The sequence below is a fragment of the Kitasatospora kazusensis genome (assembly GCF_039529945.1).
GTDB classification, from domain to species: Bacteria; Actinomycetota; Actinomycetes; order Streptomycetales; family Streptomycetaceae; genus Kitasatospora; species Kitasatospora kazusensis.
In genome coordinates this window covers 181,280-196,232 of record NZ_BAAANT010000007.1, presented here as the reverse complement: position 1 = coordinate 196,232, position 14,953 = coordinate 181,280, and the positions used below count along the sequence as shown (strand labels likewise).

The 14,953-nt window shown below is 72.5% G+C and carries 14 protein-coding genes; 10 read left to right on the top strand and 4 right to left on the bottom strand.

The features are described from left to right. Positions 1 to 148: 148 nt before the first annotated feature. Positions 149 to 970 carry a class I SAM-dependent methyltransferase gene (locus tag ABD330_RS08875; RefSeq protein ID WP_344462641.1) on the bottom strand — a complete coding sequence of 274 codons (822 nt, stop codon included), beginning with the start codon at positions 968 to 970 and terminating at the stop codon, positions 149 to 151. Between the two features lie 363 nt (positions 971 to 1,333). Here ABD330_RS08875 and mshA point away from each other — a divergent pair, with 363 nt between their 5' ends. Further along, positions 1,334 to 2,755 carry a D-inositol-3-phosphate glycosyltransferase gene (gene mshA, locus ABD330_RS08870; protein ID WP_344462639.1) on the top strand — a complete coding sequence of 474 codons (1,422 nt, stop codon included), beginning with the start codon at positions 1,334 to 1,336 and terminating at the stop codon, positions 2,753 to 2,755. Positions 2,756 to 2,813: 58 nt separating this feature from the next. Next, on the top strand, positions 2,814 to 3,338 hold the full coding sequence (locus ABD330_RS08865) for a type III secretion system chaperone family protein (RefSeq protein WP_344462637.1): 525 nt from the start codon (positions 2,814 to 2,816) through the stop codon (positions 3,336 to 3,338). Between the two features lie 28 nt (positions 3,339 to 3,366). On the opposite strand, the gene ABD330_RS08860 is transcribed toward ABD330_RS08865, so the two are convergent. After that, on the bottom strand, positions 3,367 to 4,794 hold the full coding sequence (locus tag ABD330_RS08860) for an MDR family MFS transporter (protein WP_344462635.1): 1,428 nt from the start codon (positions 4,792 to 4,794) through the stop codon (positions 3,367 to 3,369). Positions 4,795 to 4,961: 167 nt separating this feature from the next. On the opposite strand from ABD330_RS08860, the gene ABD330_RS08855 reads away from it, so the two are divergent. Next, positions 4,962 to 5,720 (top strand): phosphoglyceromutase, encoded by a 759-nt coding sequence (locus ABD330_RS08855; protein ID WP_344462633.1) that lies wholly within the window; start codon positions 4,962 to 4,964, stop codon positions 5,718 to 5,720. 565 nt (positions 5,721 to 6,285) lie between these two features. Here ABD330_RS08855 and phoU read toward each other — a convergent pair. After that, on the bottom strand, positions 6,286 to 6,963 hold the full coding sequence (gene phoU / locus ABD330_RS08850; RefSeq protein ID WP_344462631.1) for a phosphate signaling complex protein PhoU: 678 nt from the start codon (positions 6,961 to 6,963) through the stop codon (positions 6,286 to 6,288). 295 nt (positions 6,964 to 7,258) lie between these two features. Between phoU and ABD330_RS08845 the strand changes: the two genes are divergently transcribed. Together ABD330_RS08845 and phoP are read left to right on the top strand one after the other, a co-directional pair. Then, positions 7,259 to 8,572, top strand: coding sequence for a sensor histidine kinase (locus tag ABD330_RS08845; RefSeq protein WP_344462629.1), 1,314 nt, complete (start codon positions 7,259 to 7,261; stop codon positions 8,570 to 8,572). Continuing rightward, the gene (phoP, locus tag ABD330_RS08840; RefSeq protein WP_344462627.1) at positions 8,569 to 9,264 is read left to right on the top strand and encodes a two-component system response regulator PhoP; all 696 of its coding nucleotides are present in this window, start codon (positions 8,569 to 8,571) and stop codon (positions 9,262 to 9,264) included. The genes ABD330_RS08845 and phoP overlap by 4 nt, the downstream gene beginning before the upstream one ends. A 113-nt stretch (positions 9,265 to 9,377) precedes the next feature. Here the strand turns inward: phoP and ABD330_RS08835 are convergent, their stop codons facing one another. Further along, positions 9,378 to 10,076, bottom strand: coding sequence for a DUF461 domain-containing protein (locus ABD330_RS08835; protein WP_344462625.1), 699 nt, complete (start codon positions 10,074 to 10,076; stop codon positions 9,378 to 9,380). 556 nt (positions 10,077 to 10,632) lie between these two features. Here ABD330_RS08835 and ABD330_RS08830 point away from each other — a divergent pair. The 5 genes from ABD330_RS08830 to cysS all read left to right on the top strand — a co-directional run bounded on the left by ABD330_RS08830 (position 10,633) and on the right by cysS (position 14,880). Beyond that, positions 10,633 to 11,115, top strand: a complete 483-nt coding sequence (locus ABD330_RS08830) for a CarD family transcriptional regulator (RefSeq protein WP_030244332.1) — start codon at positions 10,633 to 10,635, stop codon at positions 11,113 to 11,115. 354 nt (positions 11,116 to 11,469) lie between these two features. Further along, the gene (gene ispD / locus ABD330_RS08825) at positions 11,470 to 12,270 is read left to right on the top strand and encodes a 2-C-methyl-D-erythritol 4-phosphate cytidylyltransferase (protein ID WP_344462623.1); all 801 of its coding nucleotides are present in this window, start codon (positions 11,470 to 11,472) and stop codon (positions 12,268 to 12,270) included. Next, complete coding sequence (gene ispF, locus ABD330_RS08820; protein ID WP_425555481.1) at positions 12,260 to 12,826, top strand: 2-C-methyl-D-erythritol 2,4-cyclodiphosphate synthase; 567 nt, start codon at positions 12,260 to 12,262, stop codon at positions 12,824 to 12,826. The genes ispD and ispF overlap by 11 nt, the downstream gene beginning before the upstream one ends. A gap of 152 nt (positions 12,827 to 12,978) precedes the next feature. Next, positions 12,979 to 13,371 carry a PPOX class F420-dependent oxidoreductase gene (locus ABD330_RS08815; RefSeq protein WP_344462621.1) on the top strand — a complete coding sequence of 131 codons (393 nt, stop codon included), beginning with the start codon at positions 12,979 to 12,981 and terminating at the stop codon, positions 13,369 to 13,371. 114 nt (positions 13,372 to 13,485) lie between these two features. Further along, positions 13,486 to 14,880, top strand: a complete 1,395-nt coding sequence (gene cysS / locus ABD330_RS08810; RefSeq protein WP_344462620.1) for a cysteine--tRNA ligase — start codon at positions 13,486 to 13,488, stop codon at positions 14,878 to 14,880. Positions 14,881 to 14,953 lie beyond the last annotated feature (73 nt).

Here is a 14,953-nt window from a genome sequence, read left to right as displayed (position 1 = left end):
TAGCTCGTTCGAGTGAATCCGCAGGGCCGTCACCCCCAGTAACCCCGCCGCCCGCTGCTGCACCGCCGCCCGCCGCCCGCCGCCCGCCGCCCGCCGCCCGCCGCCCGCCGCCCGCTGCGCCGCCGCTGCCACGTCGGCCGCCGCCGCCCTACGGTGCGAGTGCGCCCCAGGGCACGGTGACCTCGCCCTGCCGCCAGCGCCCCCGGGCGTCGAGCAGCGGCCAGCTCCCGGCCAGCGCCGTGCACGCCGCCACCCAGCGCTGCCGGGCGCCGAACGCGCCGTACGGCGCCGCAGCAGCCCAGGCCCGGTCGAAGTCGCGGAGGAAGGTGTGCACCGGGCGGCCCGGCACGTTGTGGTGGATGAGCGCTTTCGGCAGCCGTTCCGCCAGGTCGGAGGGCTGGCCGAGGCCGCCGAGCCGGGCTGCGAAGGTCACCGTCCTGGGGCCTTCCGGTCCGAGTGCCACCCACACGTGCCGGCGCCCGATCTCGTCGCAGGTCCCCTCGACCAGGAGCCCGCCGGGCGCCAGCCGCGCGCAGAGCCGCTCCCAGACGGCGGCCACCGCCGACTCCTCGTACTGCCGCAGCACGTTCGCGGCCCGGATCAGCAGCGGACCCGCGCCGTCCAGCGGCACCTCGAACCCGCCGCGCCGGAAGGTCAGCAGCGGCGGGTCGGCGTACGGCACGGCCGCGGTGACCCGCGCGGGCTCGATCTCGATGCCCACCACCCGCACGTCCGTCCGTACGGCGCGCAGCCTGGCCGACAGCTCGACCGCCGTCCACGGCGCGGCGCCGTACCCGAGGTCCACCGCGACCGGCGGCTGCTCCGCTCCGGACAGGACGGGGCCGAGGGTGTGCGCGATCCAGCGGTCCATCCGTCGCAGCCGGTTGGTGTTGGTGGTGCCGCGTGTGACCGTCCCGACCGGGCGGGCGGAGCGCCCGCGGGCAGGGGTGGGATCGAACGAGGCGGCCATGCCCGCAGCCTACGTGGCCCGTCGGCGCTCCTCTGCTGTCTCGTGCGCCGAGACGGGAATACCGCTCATCGACCTCGTGGTTGGCACACTGGACGGATGCCCTGCCGCAGCCGGAAGCAGCGCGGCAACGGCACCCGGACCACCGACAGCAGGCGAGAGCACCCCGAGCACCCCGAGCGACACGCAAGCCCGAGCGAACAGGTACACCCCCAGCGACACGCAAGCCCGAGCGACACGCCCGAGCGACACGCACAGCCCGAGCAGCAGGAACAACCGGCGCCGCACCCCACCGACCGCAGCCGCGTACCGAGCGCGGCGACAGCGGCATGGCGGCAGCCGGGGAGCAAGAGGAGGCTCAGCCAGGTGACGCAGCACCCCGTACGGACGGCTCGCCGTGCCCAGACGATGCCTCCGCCCACCCGGGGCAGGTTGCAGGCACTGGTCGGCGGCCGGCCCCGGCGTCCGCGCCGGATAGCGATGCTGAGCGTGCACACCTCCCCGCTGCACCAGCCGGGCACGGGTGACGCCGGCGGTATGAACGTCTACATCGTCGAGCTCGCCAAGCGCCTGGCCGACCTGAACATCGAGGTCGAGGTCTTCACCCGGGCGGCCAGCTCGGACGACGCCCCGACGGTGCAGCTGGCCCCGGGCGTGCTGGTCCGGCACGTCACCGCCGGGCCGTACGAGGGTCTGATCAAGGAGGACCTGCCCGCCCAGCTCTGTGCCTTCACCCACGGTGTGCTGCGCGCCGAGGCCGGCCACCGCCCGGGGTACTACGACCTGGTGCACTCGCACTACTGGCTGTCCGGGCAGGTCGGCTGGCTGGCCGCCGAGCGCTGGGGCGTGCCGCTGGTGCACACCATGCACACGATGGCGAAGGTGAAGAACGCGTCGCTGGCGGCCGGGGACACCCCCGAGCCCGCCGCCCGGGTGATCGGCGAGACCCAGGTGGTCGAGGCCGCGGACCGGCTGATCGCGAACACCGCCGAGGAGGCCGGCGCGCTCTCCCACCACTATGCCGCCCGGCCGGACCAGCTCGCGGTCGTCCACCCCGGGGTCAACCTCGACGTCTTCCGCCCGGAGGCGGCCGACCGGGCGGGCCGGGCCGCGACGGACCCGGCCGGCCGGCTCGCCGCCCAGCGGGCGGCCCGGACGGTGCTCGGCCTGCCGCAGGACGCGGCCGTGCTGCTCTTCGCCGGCCGGATCCAGCCGCTCAAGGCGCCCGACGTGCTGCTCAGGGCGGTCGCCGTCCTGCTGGAGCGGCAGCCCGGCCTGCGCGAGCGGCTGGTCGTGCCGGTGGTCGGCGGCCCGTCCGGCACCGGGCTCGCGAAGCCGGAGAGCCTGCACAAGCTCGCCGCGCAGCTGGGCATCTCCGACGTGGTGCGGTTCTGCCCGCCGGTGGGGCAGGCGCGGCTGGCCGAGTGGTACCGCGCCGCGACCGCGCTGGTGATGCCCTCGTACAACGAGTCCTTCGGGCTGGTGGCGCTGGAGGCGCAGGCCTGCGGCACGCCGGTGGTGGCGGCGGCGGTCGGCGGCCTTCCGGTGGCCGTCCGGGACGGGGTCACCGGCACGCTGGTCCGGGGTCACGACCCGGCCGACTGGGCGGACGCCCTGCACCCGTACGCCACCCAGCCCGAGCTGGTGAGCCGGCAGGGTGCGGCGGCGGCCCGGCACGCGTCCGCGTTCGGCTGGGGTGCGTCGGCCGCGGCCACCGCCGACGTGTACGCGGGGGTGCTGCACCGCCCCGCCGGGCTGCTCGGCAGCTCACGGCGCCGCCTGGCCTGACCGGCTCGCCCGGCCGCCGGGCTGCGGAGCCGTGGTACCGCCGAGTAACGTCTCCCTCATGGCAATCCGTACGAAGGACGACGCCCTCAGCCTCCTGCGCACCGCGCTCGACGAGGCCGGGGTGGCCTGGGAGCCGGCGGCGACCGACCCGTACACCCTGGTCGCGGCGCTGCCGGGGACGCGCAAGCTGTCCACCGCCTGCGCGCTGCGGGTCGGCGACCACACCCTCTCGGTGAACGCCTTCGTGGTCCGCCGGCCGGACGAGAACCACGAGGCCGTCTACCGCTGGCTGCTGGAACGCAACACCCGGCTCTTCGGTGTCGCCTACGCCGTCGACCCGCTCGGTGACGTCTACCTGACCGGGCGGCTGCCGCTGGAGGCGCTGAGCCCGGAGACCGTCGACCGTCTGCTCGGCTCGGTGCTGGAGAGCGCGGACGAGCCCTTCAACACCCTGCTCGAACTGGGGTTCGCCACCGCGATCCGCCGGGAGTGGGCCTGGCGCACCAAGCGCGGCGAGTCCACCCGCAACCTCGAAGCCTTCGCGCATCTGGCCGGCCCCGGGACCGCCGAAAGCTCCGGCTGACCGGCTGACCGGTCGGCTCCGCCGGGCGTCAGGCCCCGGCGCGCCCGGCCGGGTGCCGGCCCAGCAGGGCGAAGCCGGCCGCGGCGACCGTGCCGCAGGCCGCGCACGCACCCCACACGGCGGCCCCGCCCGCGTACTGGAGCAGCAGGCCGCCCGCCGCCGGGGCGAGGAACGACGCCAGGGACCAGGACAGCGAGTAGACCCCCTGGTAGCGGCCCCGGGCCAGGGCCGGCGACAGTTCCGCGATCAGGCTCATCATGGCGGGGGTGCCGATGATCTCGCCGATCGTCCAGACCGCCACCGACACCGCGAACAGGGCGGCGGAGGACCCGGCGAGCGCGCTCAGCCCGAAACCCCAGCCGGTCAGCAGCGCACCGACCACCAGCAGCCCGGTCCGGCTGCGGGCCCGCATCAGCCGGGTCATCGGCAGTTGCAGCAGCACGATCAGCAGGCCGTTCAGCCCGGCGACCAGCCCGTACTGGGTGGTGGTGATCCCCGCCCGCCCCATCGCGATGGCCAGCGTGGTGCTGCCCTGCTGGAAGACCAGCGCGAGCATCAGGTTGAGCCCGACCACCGTCATGAACCGCCGGTCCCGGAACACCGTGCCGATCCCGATCCTCGGCCCGGTCGGCTCGGCGGGGCCGTCCGGGGCGGTGACGGTGGCAGTGGCGGGGGCGGTGGCGTCGGTCGGGCCGGAGGGGTGGGCGGTGGGCGCCGTCACCGGCCGGGTCTCCGGGACCTTCACGAAGACCACGACCGCGCAGAGCAGCGTGCTCAGCGCGTCCAGCAGGAAGAGGGTCAGGTAACCGTGCACGGCGATCAGCCCGGCCACTCCGGCCGAGACGCCGAAGCCGATGTTGATCGCCCAGTAGTTGAGGGAGAAGGCCCGGACCCGGTCCTCAGCGGGGACGGTGTCCGCGATGATCGCCGATACGGCGGGCCGGGACGCGTTGGCCGAGAGCCCGGTCAGGAAGGCGACCACGGCGATCGCCACCGGCCCGGTGGTGAAGCCGAGGACGGCGGTGCAGACGGCGGTGGACAGCTGGGCGGCGAGCAGCGTCGGCCGCCGCCCGACCCGGTCGGTCAGCACCCCGGCGCCGACCGAGGCGACGGCCGCCCCCAACCCGAACAGCGAGGCGACCAAGCCCGCGTACGAAGCCGAGTAGCCGCGGTCGACCGTCAGGTAGAGGGCAAGAAACGTCACCACGAACGAGCCGAGCCGGTTCACCAGCGTCGAGGTCCAGAGCCACCAGAACGCGCGCGGCAGACCGCCGACCGTCTCGGCGAACAGCGCCGCGACCTGCTTGCGCGGTCCGGCGGGAATCGCCCCGGCGGTATCCGCGGCGACGGAGCCAGCGGCGGCGTCGGCGGTGTCCGCGTCCGTCCCGGCATCGGGGTCTGCGGTGGAGCGGTCGGCGGTGGAGCGGTCCGGTGCGGAGCGGTCGGGTGCGGGCATGGGGGCTCCCGGGCAGCAGGAGTCCGCGGAGCGGGTCTGCGGGAACCGCTCAGCAGGACGGCGAGAGGGTGGCAAGCAGCTGTAAGAGTCTCAGGCGACTTGCACACATTACGTGGCGGGCCCCGGCCCCGGCGACCGGTTATCGGGCCTCCATTAAGCTGGGCGCCATGGCTGACACGACCTACCGACTGATCCTGCTCCGCCACGGCGAGAGCCAGTGGAACCAGAAGAACCTCTTCACCGGCTGGGTCGACGTCGACCTCAACGAGAAGGGCGAGAAGGAGGCCGCACGCGGCGGAGAGCTGCTCGTCTCCGAGGGCTTCTTCCCGGACGTGGTGCACACCTCCCTGCTGCGCCGCGCGATCCGCACCTCCCAGATCGCCCTGGACAAGGCCGACCGGCACTGGATTCCGGTCAACCGCAGCTGGCGCCTGAACGAGCGCCACTACGGCGCCCTGCAGGGCAAGGACAAGGCCCAGACCCTGGCCGAGTTCGGCGAGGAGCAGTTCCAGCTCTGGCGCCGCTCGTACGACACCCCGCCGCCGGTGCTGGCCGACGACAACGAGTACTCGCAGGCCGGCGACGCCCGCTACGCGGACATCCCGAGCGAGCTGCGTCCGCGCACCGAGTGCCTCAAGGACGTCGTCGACCGGATGCTGCCGTACTGGTACGACTCGATCGTCCCGGACCTGGCCGCCGGCAAGACCGTGCTGGTCACCGCACACGGCAACAGCCTGCGCGCGCTGGTCAAGCACCTGGACGGCATCTCCGACGAGGACATCGCCGGCCTGAACATCCCGACCGGCATCCCGCTCGTCTACGAGCTGGACGCCGACTTCAAGCCGCTCGCCAAGGGCGGCCGCTACCTCGACGCGGACGCCGCTGCGGCCGCCATCGAGGCCGTGAAGAACCAGGGCAAGAAGTAAGCCCAAAAACGATCAGGCCCCCGACCGGCGTGAATGCCGCTGGTCGGGGGCCGTCGTGCTTCTCGGGCCGTCCGTGGGCCCTCAGTGGCCGCCGCAGCAGCCGCCGGTGGTGCCGCCGCACTGGCACGGCGCGCCCGACTGGCAGCCGCAGCCGCAGCCTGGGCCGCAGCCGCAGCCCGCGGCCAGGATGGGCAGATGTGCCGGTACGGGTGGCTCGATGACACTCGGCGCCGGGGTGGTCGGGGTTGCCTTCATCGCGCGGGCCCTCCTCTGTCCAGGCACACGTCGATGTGCCTGCTCAACGAGTGAAGCCCGCCGGTGACGAGGCGTCAACGGGCGCGCGGATGCTGCTGTCCGCCGCTGTCGTGCGCCCCCGGCCCCGCCGGCCCTCCCCGGTCTGCTCCGCTCCGCCGGTACGTAGGCAGCCGGGTAACCCAAGGGGCGCGAGGGACTGCGCGCTGCGGGAGGCCGACGGCCGTTGCCTTCCGATTTCGCGCAGTCCTTCCTCGGCCTTCGGCCGGGAGGTGCCCCCACGCGCCCCTTGGGGCTGTCCGCTCGCGCGGAGTTACTCCGCGGCTGCCTCGGTGGAGGCGAGGAAGTCGTTCACGTGCTCGCCCGTCACGAGGAACACCACGCGCTTGGCCACCGACACCGCGTGGTCGGCGAAGCGCTCGTAGTACCGGCCGACCAGGGTCACGTCGACGGCGGTCTCGATCCCGTGCTGCCAGCGGTCGTCCAGCAGGTGGGAGAAGAGCTCGCGGTGCAGCGCGTCGATCGCGTCGTCGTCCCGCTCCAGCTCCAGGGCGGCGTCCACGTTCTTGGTGGCGATCACCAGGCCGGCCTTGGCGACCAGGCGCTGGGCGAGCTGGCCCATCTCCAGGACGATCGGGTGCAGGTCGTTCGGCACCGCCGTCTCGGGGAAGCGCAGCCGGGCCACCTTGGCGACGTGCCGGGCCAGGTCGCCGCAGCGCTCCAGGTCGGCGCTCATCCGCAGCGAGGTGACCACGATCCGCAGGTCGGTGGCGACCGGCTGCTGGCGGGCCAGCAGCGTGATCGCCCGGTTCTCCAGTTCGTGGTGCAGGGCGTTGACCTTGTCGTCGGCGGCGATCACGCTCTCCGCCAGTGCCAGGTCGGCGTCCAGCAGCGCGGTGGTGGCCCGGCCCATGGCCGACCCGACCAGTCGCGCCATCTCGACCAGGCCGTCGCTGATCGAGTCGAGTTCCTCGTGGTACGCGTCGCGCATGCTGTTCTCTCTTCTCCTCAGTAGCTGTGTCGGTGGCGGTGCCGACCGGCTCCTCCGAGCCCTGCGTGCGGGACTTCCCGCGCGCTCCGGCCCGGACGGCCGCTGCTGGTGGCGCGAATCGTAGTCCCGCCACTGCCCACACGGGCTGCGCAATCCACAGTGGGCCGTCCGGGCGACCACGCACGACCCCTGTGGTGAACCACCGGAAGCCTGAAGGTGAATTCTCGGCAACGTGCGGCCGATCCCTTGATCGCACCCTGGGGGCCGACGCCCGCCATGCGCTTACGCTGGCCACATGGACGTGAATGTGGCCGCCGCCGCTGCCTGCGCCATAGCCGGGCTCGGCGTCGGTCTCACGGCCGCCATCGCTTTCCGCTGGAGTGAGCGCGAGCAGGCCAGGGGCATCAACGGCGGGAAGAACGGCAAGAACCCCAAGAACAGCAGTGGTCTCAAGGCCAGTGCCAGTGCCGTAGCAGTGCAGGAGCCTCCGCTCCCACCCGGCGTGGACACCGTGCTCTCGGTGCTGCGCTCCTGCGCGATCGTCCTCGGCGAGGCCGACGAGGTCGTGAAGGCCAGCTCCGCAGCGTACGCGATGGGGCTGGTCAGAGGTGGTGCGATGGCAGTGGAGCAGATGCTCTCGCTGGCCCGCGCCACCCGCCGCGACGGCGAGATCCGCCAGGTCGAGCTGGAGGTGCCCCGCCCGGGCGCCGCCCGCGCCGCCGAGCCGCTCGCGGTCTCGGTACGCGTCGCTCCGCTCGGCTCCCGGCTGGTGCTGGTGCTGGTCGAGGACCTCACCGAGCGCCGCCGGATCGAGGCCGTCCGCCGTGACTTCGTGGCCAACGTCAGCCACGAGCTGAAGACTCCGGTCGGCGCGCTCTCGCTGCTGTCCGAGGCGGTCGCCGACGCCTCCGACGACCCGGAGGCCGTCCAGCGGTTCGCCGGGCGGATGCAGATCGAGGCGACCAGGCTGGCCAGTCTGGTGCAGGAGATCATCGACCTCTCCCGGGTCCAGGACGACCAGCTGCTGATGGATCCGGAGCCCGTCCCGGTCGACGAGCTGATCGCCGAGGCGATCGACCGCTGCCGCCAGCCGGCCGCCGCCAAGCAGATCCACATCGCGTCCGGCGGCATCGGCGGCCTCTACCTGCACGGCAACCGCGGCCAGCTGGCCGCCGCGCTGGGCAACCTGGTCGAGAACGCGGTCAACTACAGTCCGCCGCGTACCCGGGTGGCCATCGCCACCCGGCGGATCTCCAGCGCGGCCGCCCTCGGCGAGGCCGACGGCGAGCTGATCGAGATCTCGGTCACGGACCAGGGCATCGGCATCTCGGAGCGGGACCGCGAGCGCATCTTCGAGCGCTTCTACCGCGTCGACCCGGCCCGGTCCCGCGCGACCGGGGGAACTGGTCTAGGCCTCTCGATCGTCAAACACGTGGCCGCCTCGCACGGCGGCACGGTGTCGGTCTGGAGCGTCGAGGGCCAGGGCTCCACCTTCACCGTACGGCTCCCCGCCGGGCAGGCCCCGGCACCCGAGCCGTCCGAGCGTCACCGCTCAGCCACACACCACACCACTACCCACCCCCTTCCTGCCCCGGAGGCCCGCACGTGACCCGAGTACTGGTGGTCGAGGACGAGGAGTCGTTCAGCGACGCTCTCTCGTACATGCTCCGCAAGGAGGGATTCGAGGTGGCCATCGCCGCCACCGGACCCGACGCGCTGGAGCAGTTCGAACGCAACGGCGCTGACCTGGTACTGCTGGACCTGATGCTGCCCGGCCTGCCGGGTACCGAGGTCTGCCGCCAGCTGCGCGTCCGCTCCAACGTCCCGGTGATCATGGTGACGGCCAAGGACAGCGAGATCGACAAGGTCGTCGGCCTGGAGATAGGGGCGGACGACTACGTCACCAAGCCCTACTCCACCCGTGAGCTGGTCGCCCGGATCCGCGCGGTGCTGCGCCGCCGCGGCGAGGACGGCGGCGGCGGTACGGACGGCGGCGGTCCCGGCGCGCTGGAGGCCGGTCCGGTCCGGATGGACGTCGACCGGCACGTCGTGACGGTGGACGGCGCCAAGGTCGACCTGCCGCTGAAGGAGTTCGACCTGCTGGAGATGCTGCTCCGCAACGCCGGCCGGGTGCTCACCCGGATGCAGCTGATCGACCGGGTCTGGGGCGCCGACTACGTCGGTGACACCAAGACCCTGGACGTCCACGTGAAGCGCCTGCGGGCGAAGATCGAGCCCGACCCGGGCGCGCCCCGGTACCTCGTCACGGTGCGTGGCCTCGGCTACAAGTTCGAGCCGTAAACCGGGAGAGCGACACAGCGGAGGGCCCCTGCCGGGCAGAACCGGCAGGGGCCCTCCGCTGTGCGTCGTACTCGGTACCGCCCGGCCGCGCCCGGTCCTGCCGGGCGCCGGGGTCAGTGCGCGCTGGAGCTCGGGCTGGCCGGAGCGCCGGGCGTGGTCGGAACCGTCGCCGCGCCGGTGGCCGGAGCGGAGGCCGCACCGGAGGCCGTGGCCGCGCCCGTCGCCGGGGCGGAGGCCGCACCGGAGGCCGCACCGGTCGGCAGGATCGCTGCGGACGGCGAGGCCGACGCCAGCGGGGCCGCCGGGCCGAAGGCCGCGTACTGGCCCTTGGCCGGGGTGACCTGCGCCTGGGTGGTCACCTTGCCGGCGTTGCCGAAGGAGAAGGTGGTGGGCGTGAAGCCGCCGACCGTGAGGGCCACCGAGCTGAGGTGCGCGGCGGGCTGGCCCTCGCCGCCGAGCAGCACGGAGCCGCCGGCCGGGATCACGATCTCGGTCACCGCGGCGCCCTTGGCGTCGGTGAAGCTCGCGGTGGCGCCCTGCCCGACGGTGACGGACTGCAGCGCCTCGGGGGCCGAGCTGCTGTTGCTGATGTTGACCGAGAGGTTCGCGGGGCCGGACGCCAGGGCAACCGAGTCGGCCGGGGTCACCACCACGATGTTGTTCAGCTTGAGGGTGTTCCCGATGGAGGTGGAAGCGTTGTCCGGCTTCACCTCAAGGGTGTCGGGGGTGTTCCCGGCCGCGCAGGCGGACAGCGGGACGATCGCTGCGAGGACGAGGGCGGCGATGGCGCCGCGTCGAAGGCTGCGGCTCACGGCGGCGGCTTCTCCTTGGATCACGTGTCGGGTAGTCACGGCTCAGGTTACCGACCGCCCTTATCCGGTTCTCACGGGGTGGGCCCGTGTCGCGTACCCAGTGTTCGCCGGCCGTCCCACGAGGGTGCCGCCCGGTCCACCGCCGGGCCCGTCGCCGGGTGCGTCGCCGGGTGCGTGCCGGGCCCGCGTCAGGGGTCCGTGCCGCGGGTCCGTCTCCGGTCCCTCCCCGGTCCGTCTCCGCTGCGCATCCCGTCCGCCTCCGGCCGGTGCGCGGCCGGTGCGCGGCCGGATCGAACCGCGATCGAAACCGCGATCGGGCCACGGCGCGCGATAAGCAAAAAACCCAAGATCAAATCATGGTTTCGCCGGTGTTGCCACAGGTTTCGTCAGGTGCCTGTACCACCTCCCACCTGCGGGAAGCCTTCGTCGAACACCGGTCGCAGCACGTCATGGGGGTGGTTGTCAAGCCCCGAGACCCGCCCTGACCTGCGAAAACGCCCTTCGGGTACGCCGAAAAGCGTGTTATTCTGGAAAGCCACGGAAGGGGTCCTGTCACATGACGTTCAAGGTTGGCGACACGGTGGTCTACCCCCATCACGGGGCCGCGCTGATCGAGGCCATCGAAATTCGCCAGATCAAAGGTGTGGACAAGACCTACCTGGTGCTGAAGGTGCAGCAGGGAGACTTGACACTGCGCGTGCCCGCCGAGAACGCAGAGTTCGTCGGCGTGCGTGACGTAGTCGGCCAGGAGGGTCTGGACCGGGTCTTCGAGGTGCTGCGTGCACCGTACACCGAAGAGCCGACCAACTGGTCCCGCCGCTACAAGGCGAACCTCGAGAAGCTCGCTTCGGGTGACGTTATCAAGGTCGCCGAGGTTGTGCGCGATCTCTGGCGCCGCGAGCGCGAGCGCGGGCTGTCGGCCGGCGAGAAGCGGATGCTCGCGAAGGCTCGGCAGATCCTGGTCAGCGAGCTCGCGCTGGCCGAGAACACCAACGAGGACAAGGCGGAGACGCTGCTCGACGAGGTGCTGGCCTCCTAGGTCCGGGTCTCGACGATCGGTCCCGCATGCCACCAGGCATGTCGAGTTCCACAGTGCATGTCAAGGCGCCCGGTGTCGGTGCGTCACCACGGTCACGTCAGTGGCCGGGTGGCGGGTCGTCACTCCGGGCGCTTCGGCATGTCCGCGCCCGGTACACCGGCATGTCCGCGTCCGGTACGCCTGTGCGGGCCGGTCGGTGGGAGGATCATGCCCCCGGCCCGTCGGTACCCGCAGAACGGTACTGATGCCCACGGTGGTCCACCGTCCACGGGCTGACGCCCGGGGACTTCCGTGGACCGAGGCACACGGGCTTGCGCTTGGAAGGGGCCCGTGCTGTGCACCGTCGTGCACGCCATGGCCATACCCACTTCGCCGAAGGAGCGAAACCTGAACGCCACAGCAGCAGTCGCAGCAGCCGTCGTACCCGCCGCCGGTCGGGGTGAGCGGCTGGGGCCCGGCGCCCCGAAGGCCCTGCGCGAACTCGGCGGGGTACCCCTGTTGGTGCACGCCGTCCGGGCGCTGGCGCGCAGCCGGGCGGTCGGCCTGGTGGTGGTCGCCGCACCGCCGGAGGGCGTGCCGGAGGTCGGCGCGCTGCTCGACAGCCACGGGCTCGACGGCAAGGACATCCGGGTGGTGGCGGGCGGGGCGACCCGGCAGGAGTCGGTGCGCCTGGGCCTGGCGGCGATCCCGGCCGAGGTGGAGATCGTCCTGGTGCACGACGCGGCCCGGCCGCTCGTCCCGGTCGACGTGGTGGACGCCGTGGTGGCGGCCGTCCGGTCCGGCGCCGATGCCGTGGTGCCCGCCGTGCCGCTCGCCGACACCGTGAAGCGGGTCGTGCCGCAGGCCGGGGGCCGGCCGGAGCCGGTGGTGGAGACGCCGGAACGGGCCACCCTGCGCGCCGTGCAGACCCCGCAGGGCTTCCGTCGTGCCGTGCTCTGCGAGGTGCACGAGAAGGCGCTGGCCGAGGAGGCGTCAGCCGGGCAGGCCGAGGGCGCGCTGCCGCCGGTCACCGACGACGCGGGCCTGGTCGAGCGGTTCGGCGGCCAGGTGGTCGTGGTACCCGGCCACGAAGAGGCGTTCAAGGTGACCCGTCCCCTCGACCTCGTGCTCGCCGAGGCCGTACTCGCCCGCAGGAGGGCTTCCGATGGCTTCTGACATCCCGAACGAGATCCCGAACGAGATCCCGAGCGGCACCCCGGCCGAGCCGCCGCCGGCGCCGGTGCTGGTTCCGGTGCTGGTCCCGAGGATCGGCATCGGCACCGACGTGCACGCCTTCGAGGCCGGGCGTCCGCTCTGGGTGGCCGGGCTGCACTGGCCGGACTCGGAGTTCGGGCTGGCCGGGCACTCGGACGCCGACGTGGTGGCGCACGCCGCCTGCGACGCGCTGTTCTCGGCGGCCGGCGTCGGCGATCTGGGCGCGCACTTCGGGACGGCCCGGCCCGAGTGGTCCGGGGCGTCCGGTGCGACGCTGCTCGGCGAGGCGGCCCGGATCGTCCGCGAGGCGGGTTTCGAGATCGGAAACGTCTCCGTTCAGGTGATCGGGGTGCGTCCCAAGGTCGGCAAGCGCCGCGCCGAGGCTCAGGCGGTGCTCTCCGCCGCCGTCGGCGCGCCGGTCTCGGTCTCCGGCACCACCACCGACGGCCTGGGCCTGACCGGCCGGGCGGAGGGCCTGGCCGCACTCGCCACCGCACTCGTGTACGAGCGCCCGTAGCCCGCCCGTACGAGGCGGCGGGACGGGTTCGGACCGCTCCCCTCCGGCCGGGTGTCCATCCGCGCGGGGCGGGACGGGAGCGGTTAGCTTGGGAGCCATCTGACGATTGCCCGGCCCGCCGGTGCCGGACGTACGAGAAGAGGGCCCGCCGTATGGCCGCACAACTCTCCGACAACGCGAAGGCGCTGCTCGACGGGAAGAGCTTCGCCGTGGTCGTCACCCTTCAGCCCGACGGCAGCCCGCAGGCTTCCGTGGTCTGGGCGAAGCGTGACGGCGACGACGTGCTGTTCTCCACCGTCGAGGGCCGCCGCAAGCACCTCAACCTGCTCAAGGACCCCCGGGTGACCGTGCTGGTCAACCCGCCGGACTCGCCGTACACCTACTTCGAGGTGCGCGGCGAGGCCGCGATGACCCGGGAGGGCGGCCGCGAACTGATCGACGAGCTCTCCCGGAAGTACCTCGGCAAGGACTACGAGAACGACGGTCCGGACGACACCCGGGTCGTGGTCCGGGTCACCCCGCGCAAGGTCGTCGGCAGCATCTGACGGGTCCGTTCGGCGGTGTCGCCGCACACCGCGGGCCCGACGGAGGTCACAGCCCCGCCCCGGAATGCACCAAAGGTGGCGGGGCACCCCCCCGTGCCCACTACGCTTGACGCTGTGAGCCTTCGCCTGTACGACACCAGCACCCGCCAGGTACGCGAGTTCGTCCCGCTTGTACCGGGTTGTGTCTCGATGTACCTGTGTGGCGCGACCGTCCAGGCGGCACCGCACATCGGACACATCCGGTCCAACCTCAACTTCGACGTGATGAGCCGATGGTTCGGCTACCGCGGCTACCAGGTCACCTTCGTCCGCAACGTCACCGACATCGACGACAAGGTGATCCAGAAGGAGCGCGACCTCGGTATCCCGTGGTGGCAGATCGCGTACGCCAACGAGCGTGCCTTCAACGACGGCTACGAGGCGCTCGGCTGCCGCCCGCCGTCCGTGGAGCCCCGCGCGACCGGACACGTCCCCGAGATGATCGAGATGATGCGCACGCTCATCGAGAAGGGGCACGCGTACGAGTCCGAGGGCAACGTCTACTTCGCCGTCACCACCTACCCCGGGTACCTCGCGCTCTCGAACCAGAAGTTGGAGAACCTCCAGCAGCCCGAGAGCACGGGCGAGACCGGCAAGCGGGACCCGCGTGACTTCGCGATGTGGAAGCGCTCCAAGGAGGGTGAGCCCAGCTGGGAGACCCCCTGGGGGCGCGGGCGTCCGGGCTGGCACCTGGAGTGCTCGGCGATGGCGCACAAGTACCTGGGCAGCGCGTTCGACATCCACGGCGGCGGGCTGGACCTGATCTTCCCGCACCACGAGAACGAGATCGCGCAGTCCAAGGCGTTCGGCGACGGGTTCGCCAACTTCTGGGTGCACAACGCCTGGGTCACCATGAGCGGCGAGAAGATGAGCAAGTCGCTCGGCAACTCGGTGCTGATCTCGGAGATGCTCCAGCGCTGGCGTCCGATCGTGCTCCGCTACTACCTCGCCGGGCCGCACTACCGCTCGATGATCGAGTACAGCGAGGAGTCGATCCGCGAGGCCGAGACCGGGTTCGCCCGGATCGAGGGCTTCATCCAGCGGGTCGTGGAACGCTGCGGGCCGGTGGACGCGGCGCCCGAGGTGCCGCTCGCCTTCGCCGAGGCGATGGACGACGACCTCGCCGTGCCGCAGGCGCTGGCGGTCGTGCACACCGCCGTCCGGCAGGGCAACAGCGCGCTGACGGCGGACGACAAGGAGAACGCGGTAGCGCGTCTGGCCGAGGTCCGTGCGATGCTCGGAGTGCTGGGTATCGACCCGCTCGACGAACACTGGGCCGGTACCACCCGTGGCGAGGACCTCCACGGCGTGGTCGACTCCCTCGTCCAGCTGGTCCTGGAGCAGCGGCAGGCGGCGCGGGCCCGCAAGGACTTCACCACCGCGGATGCCATCCGCGACCAGCTCGGCCTGGCCGGGCTGGCGATCGAGGACACCCCGTCCGGCCCGCGCTGGACGATCGACAATCAGTAATCCCTTGTGATGAGGGGTGAGGGTGGGCCGTACCGGACCGCGGTGCGGCCCTCCCGCATGACGCAGCACGCCG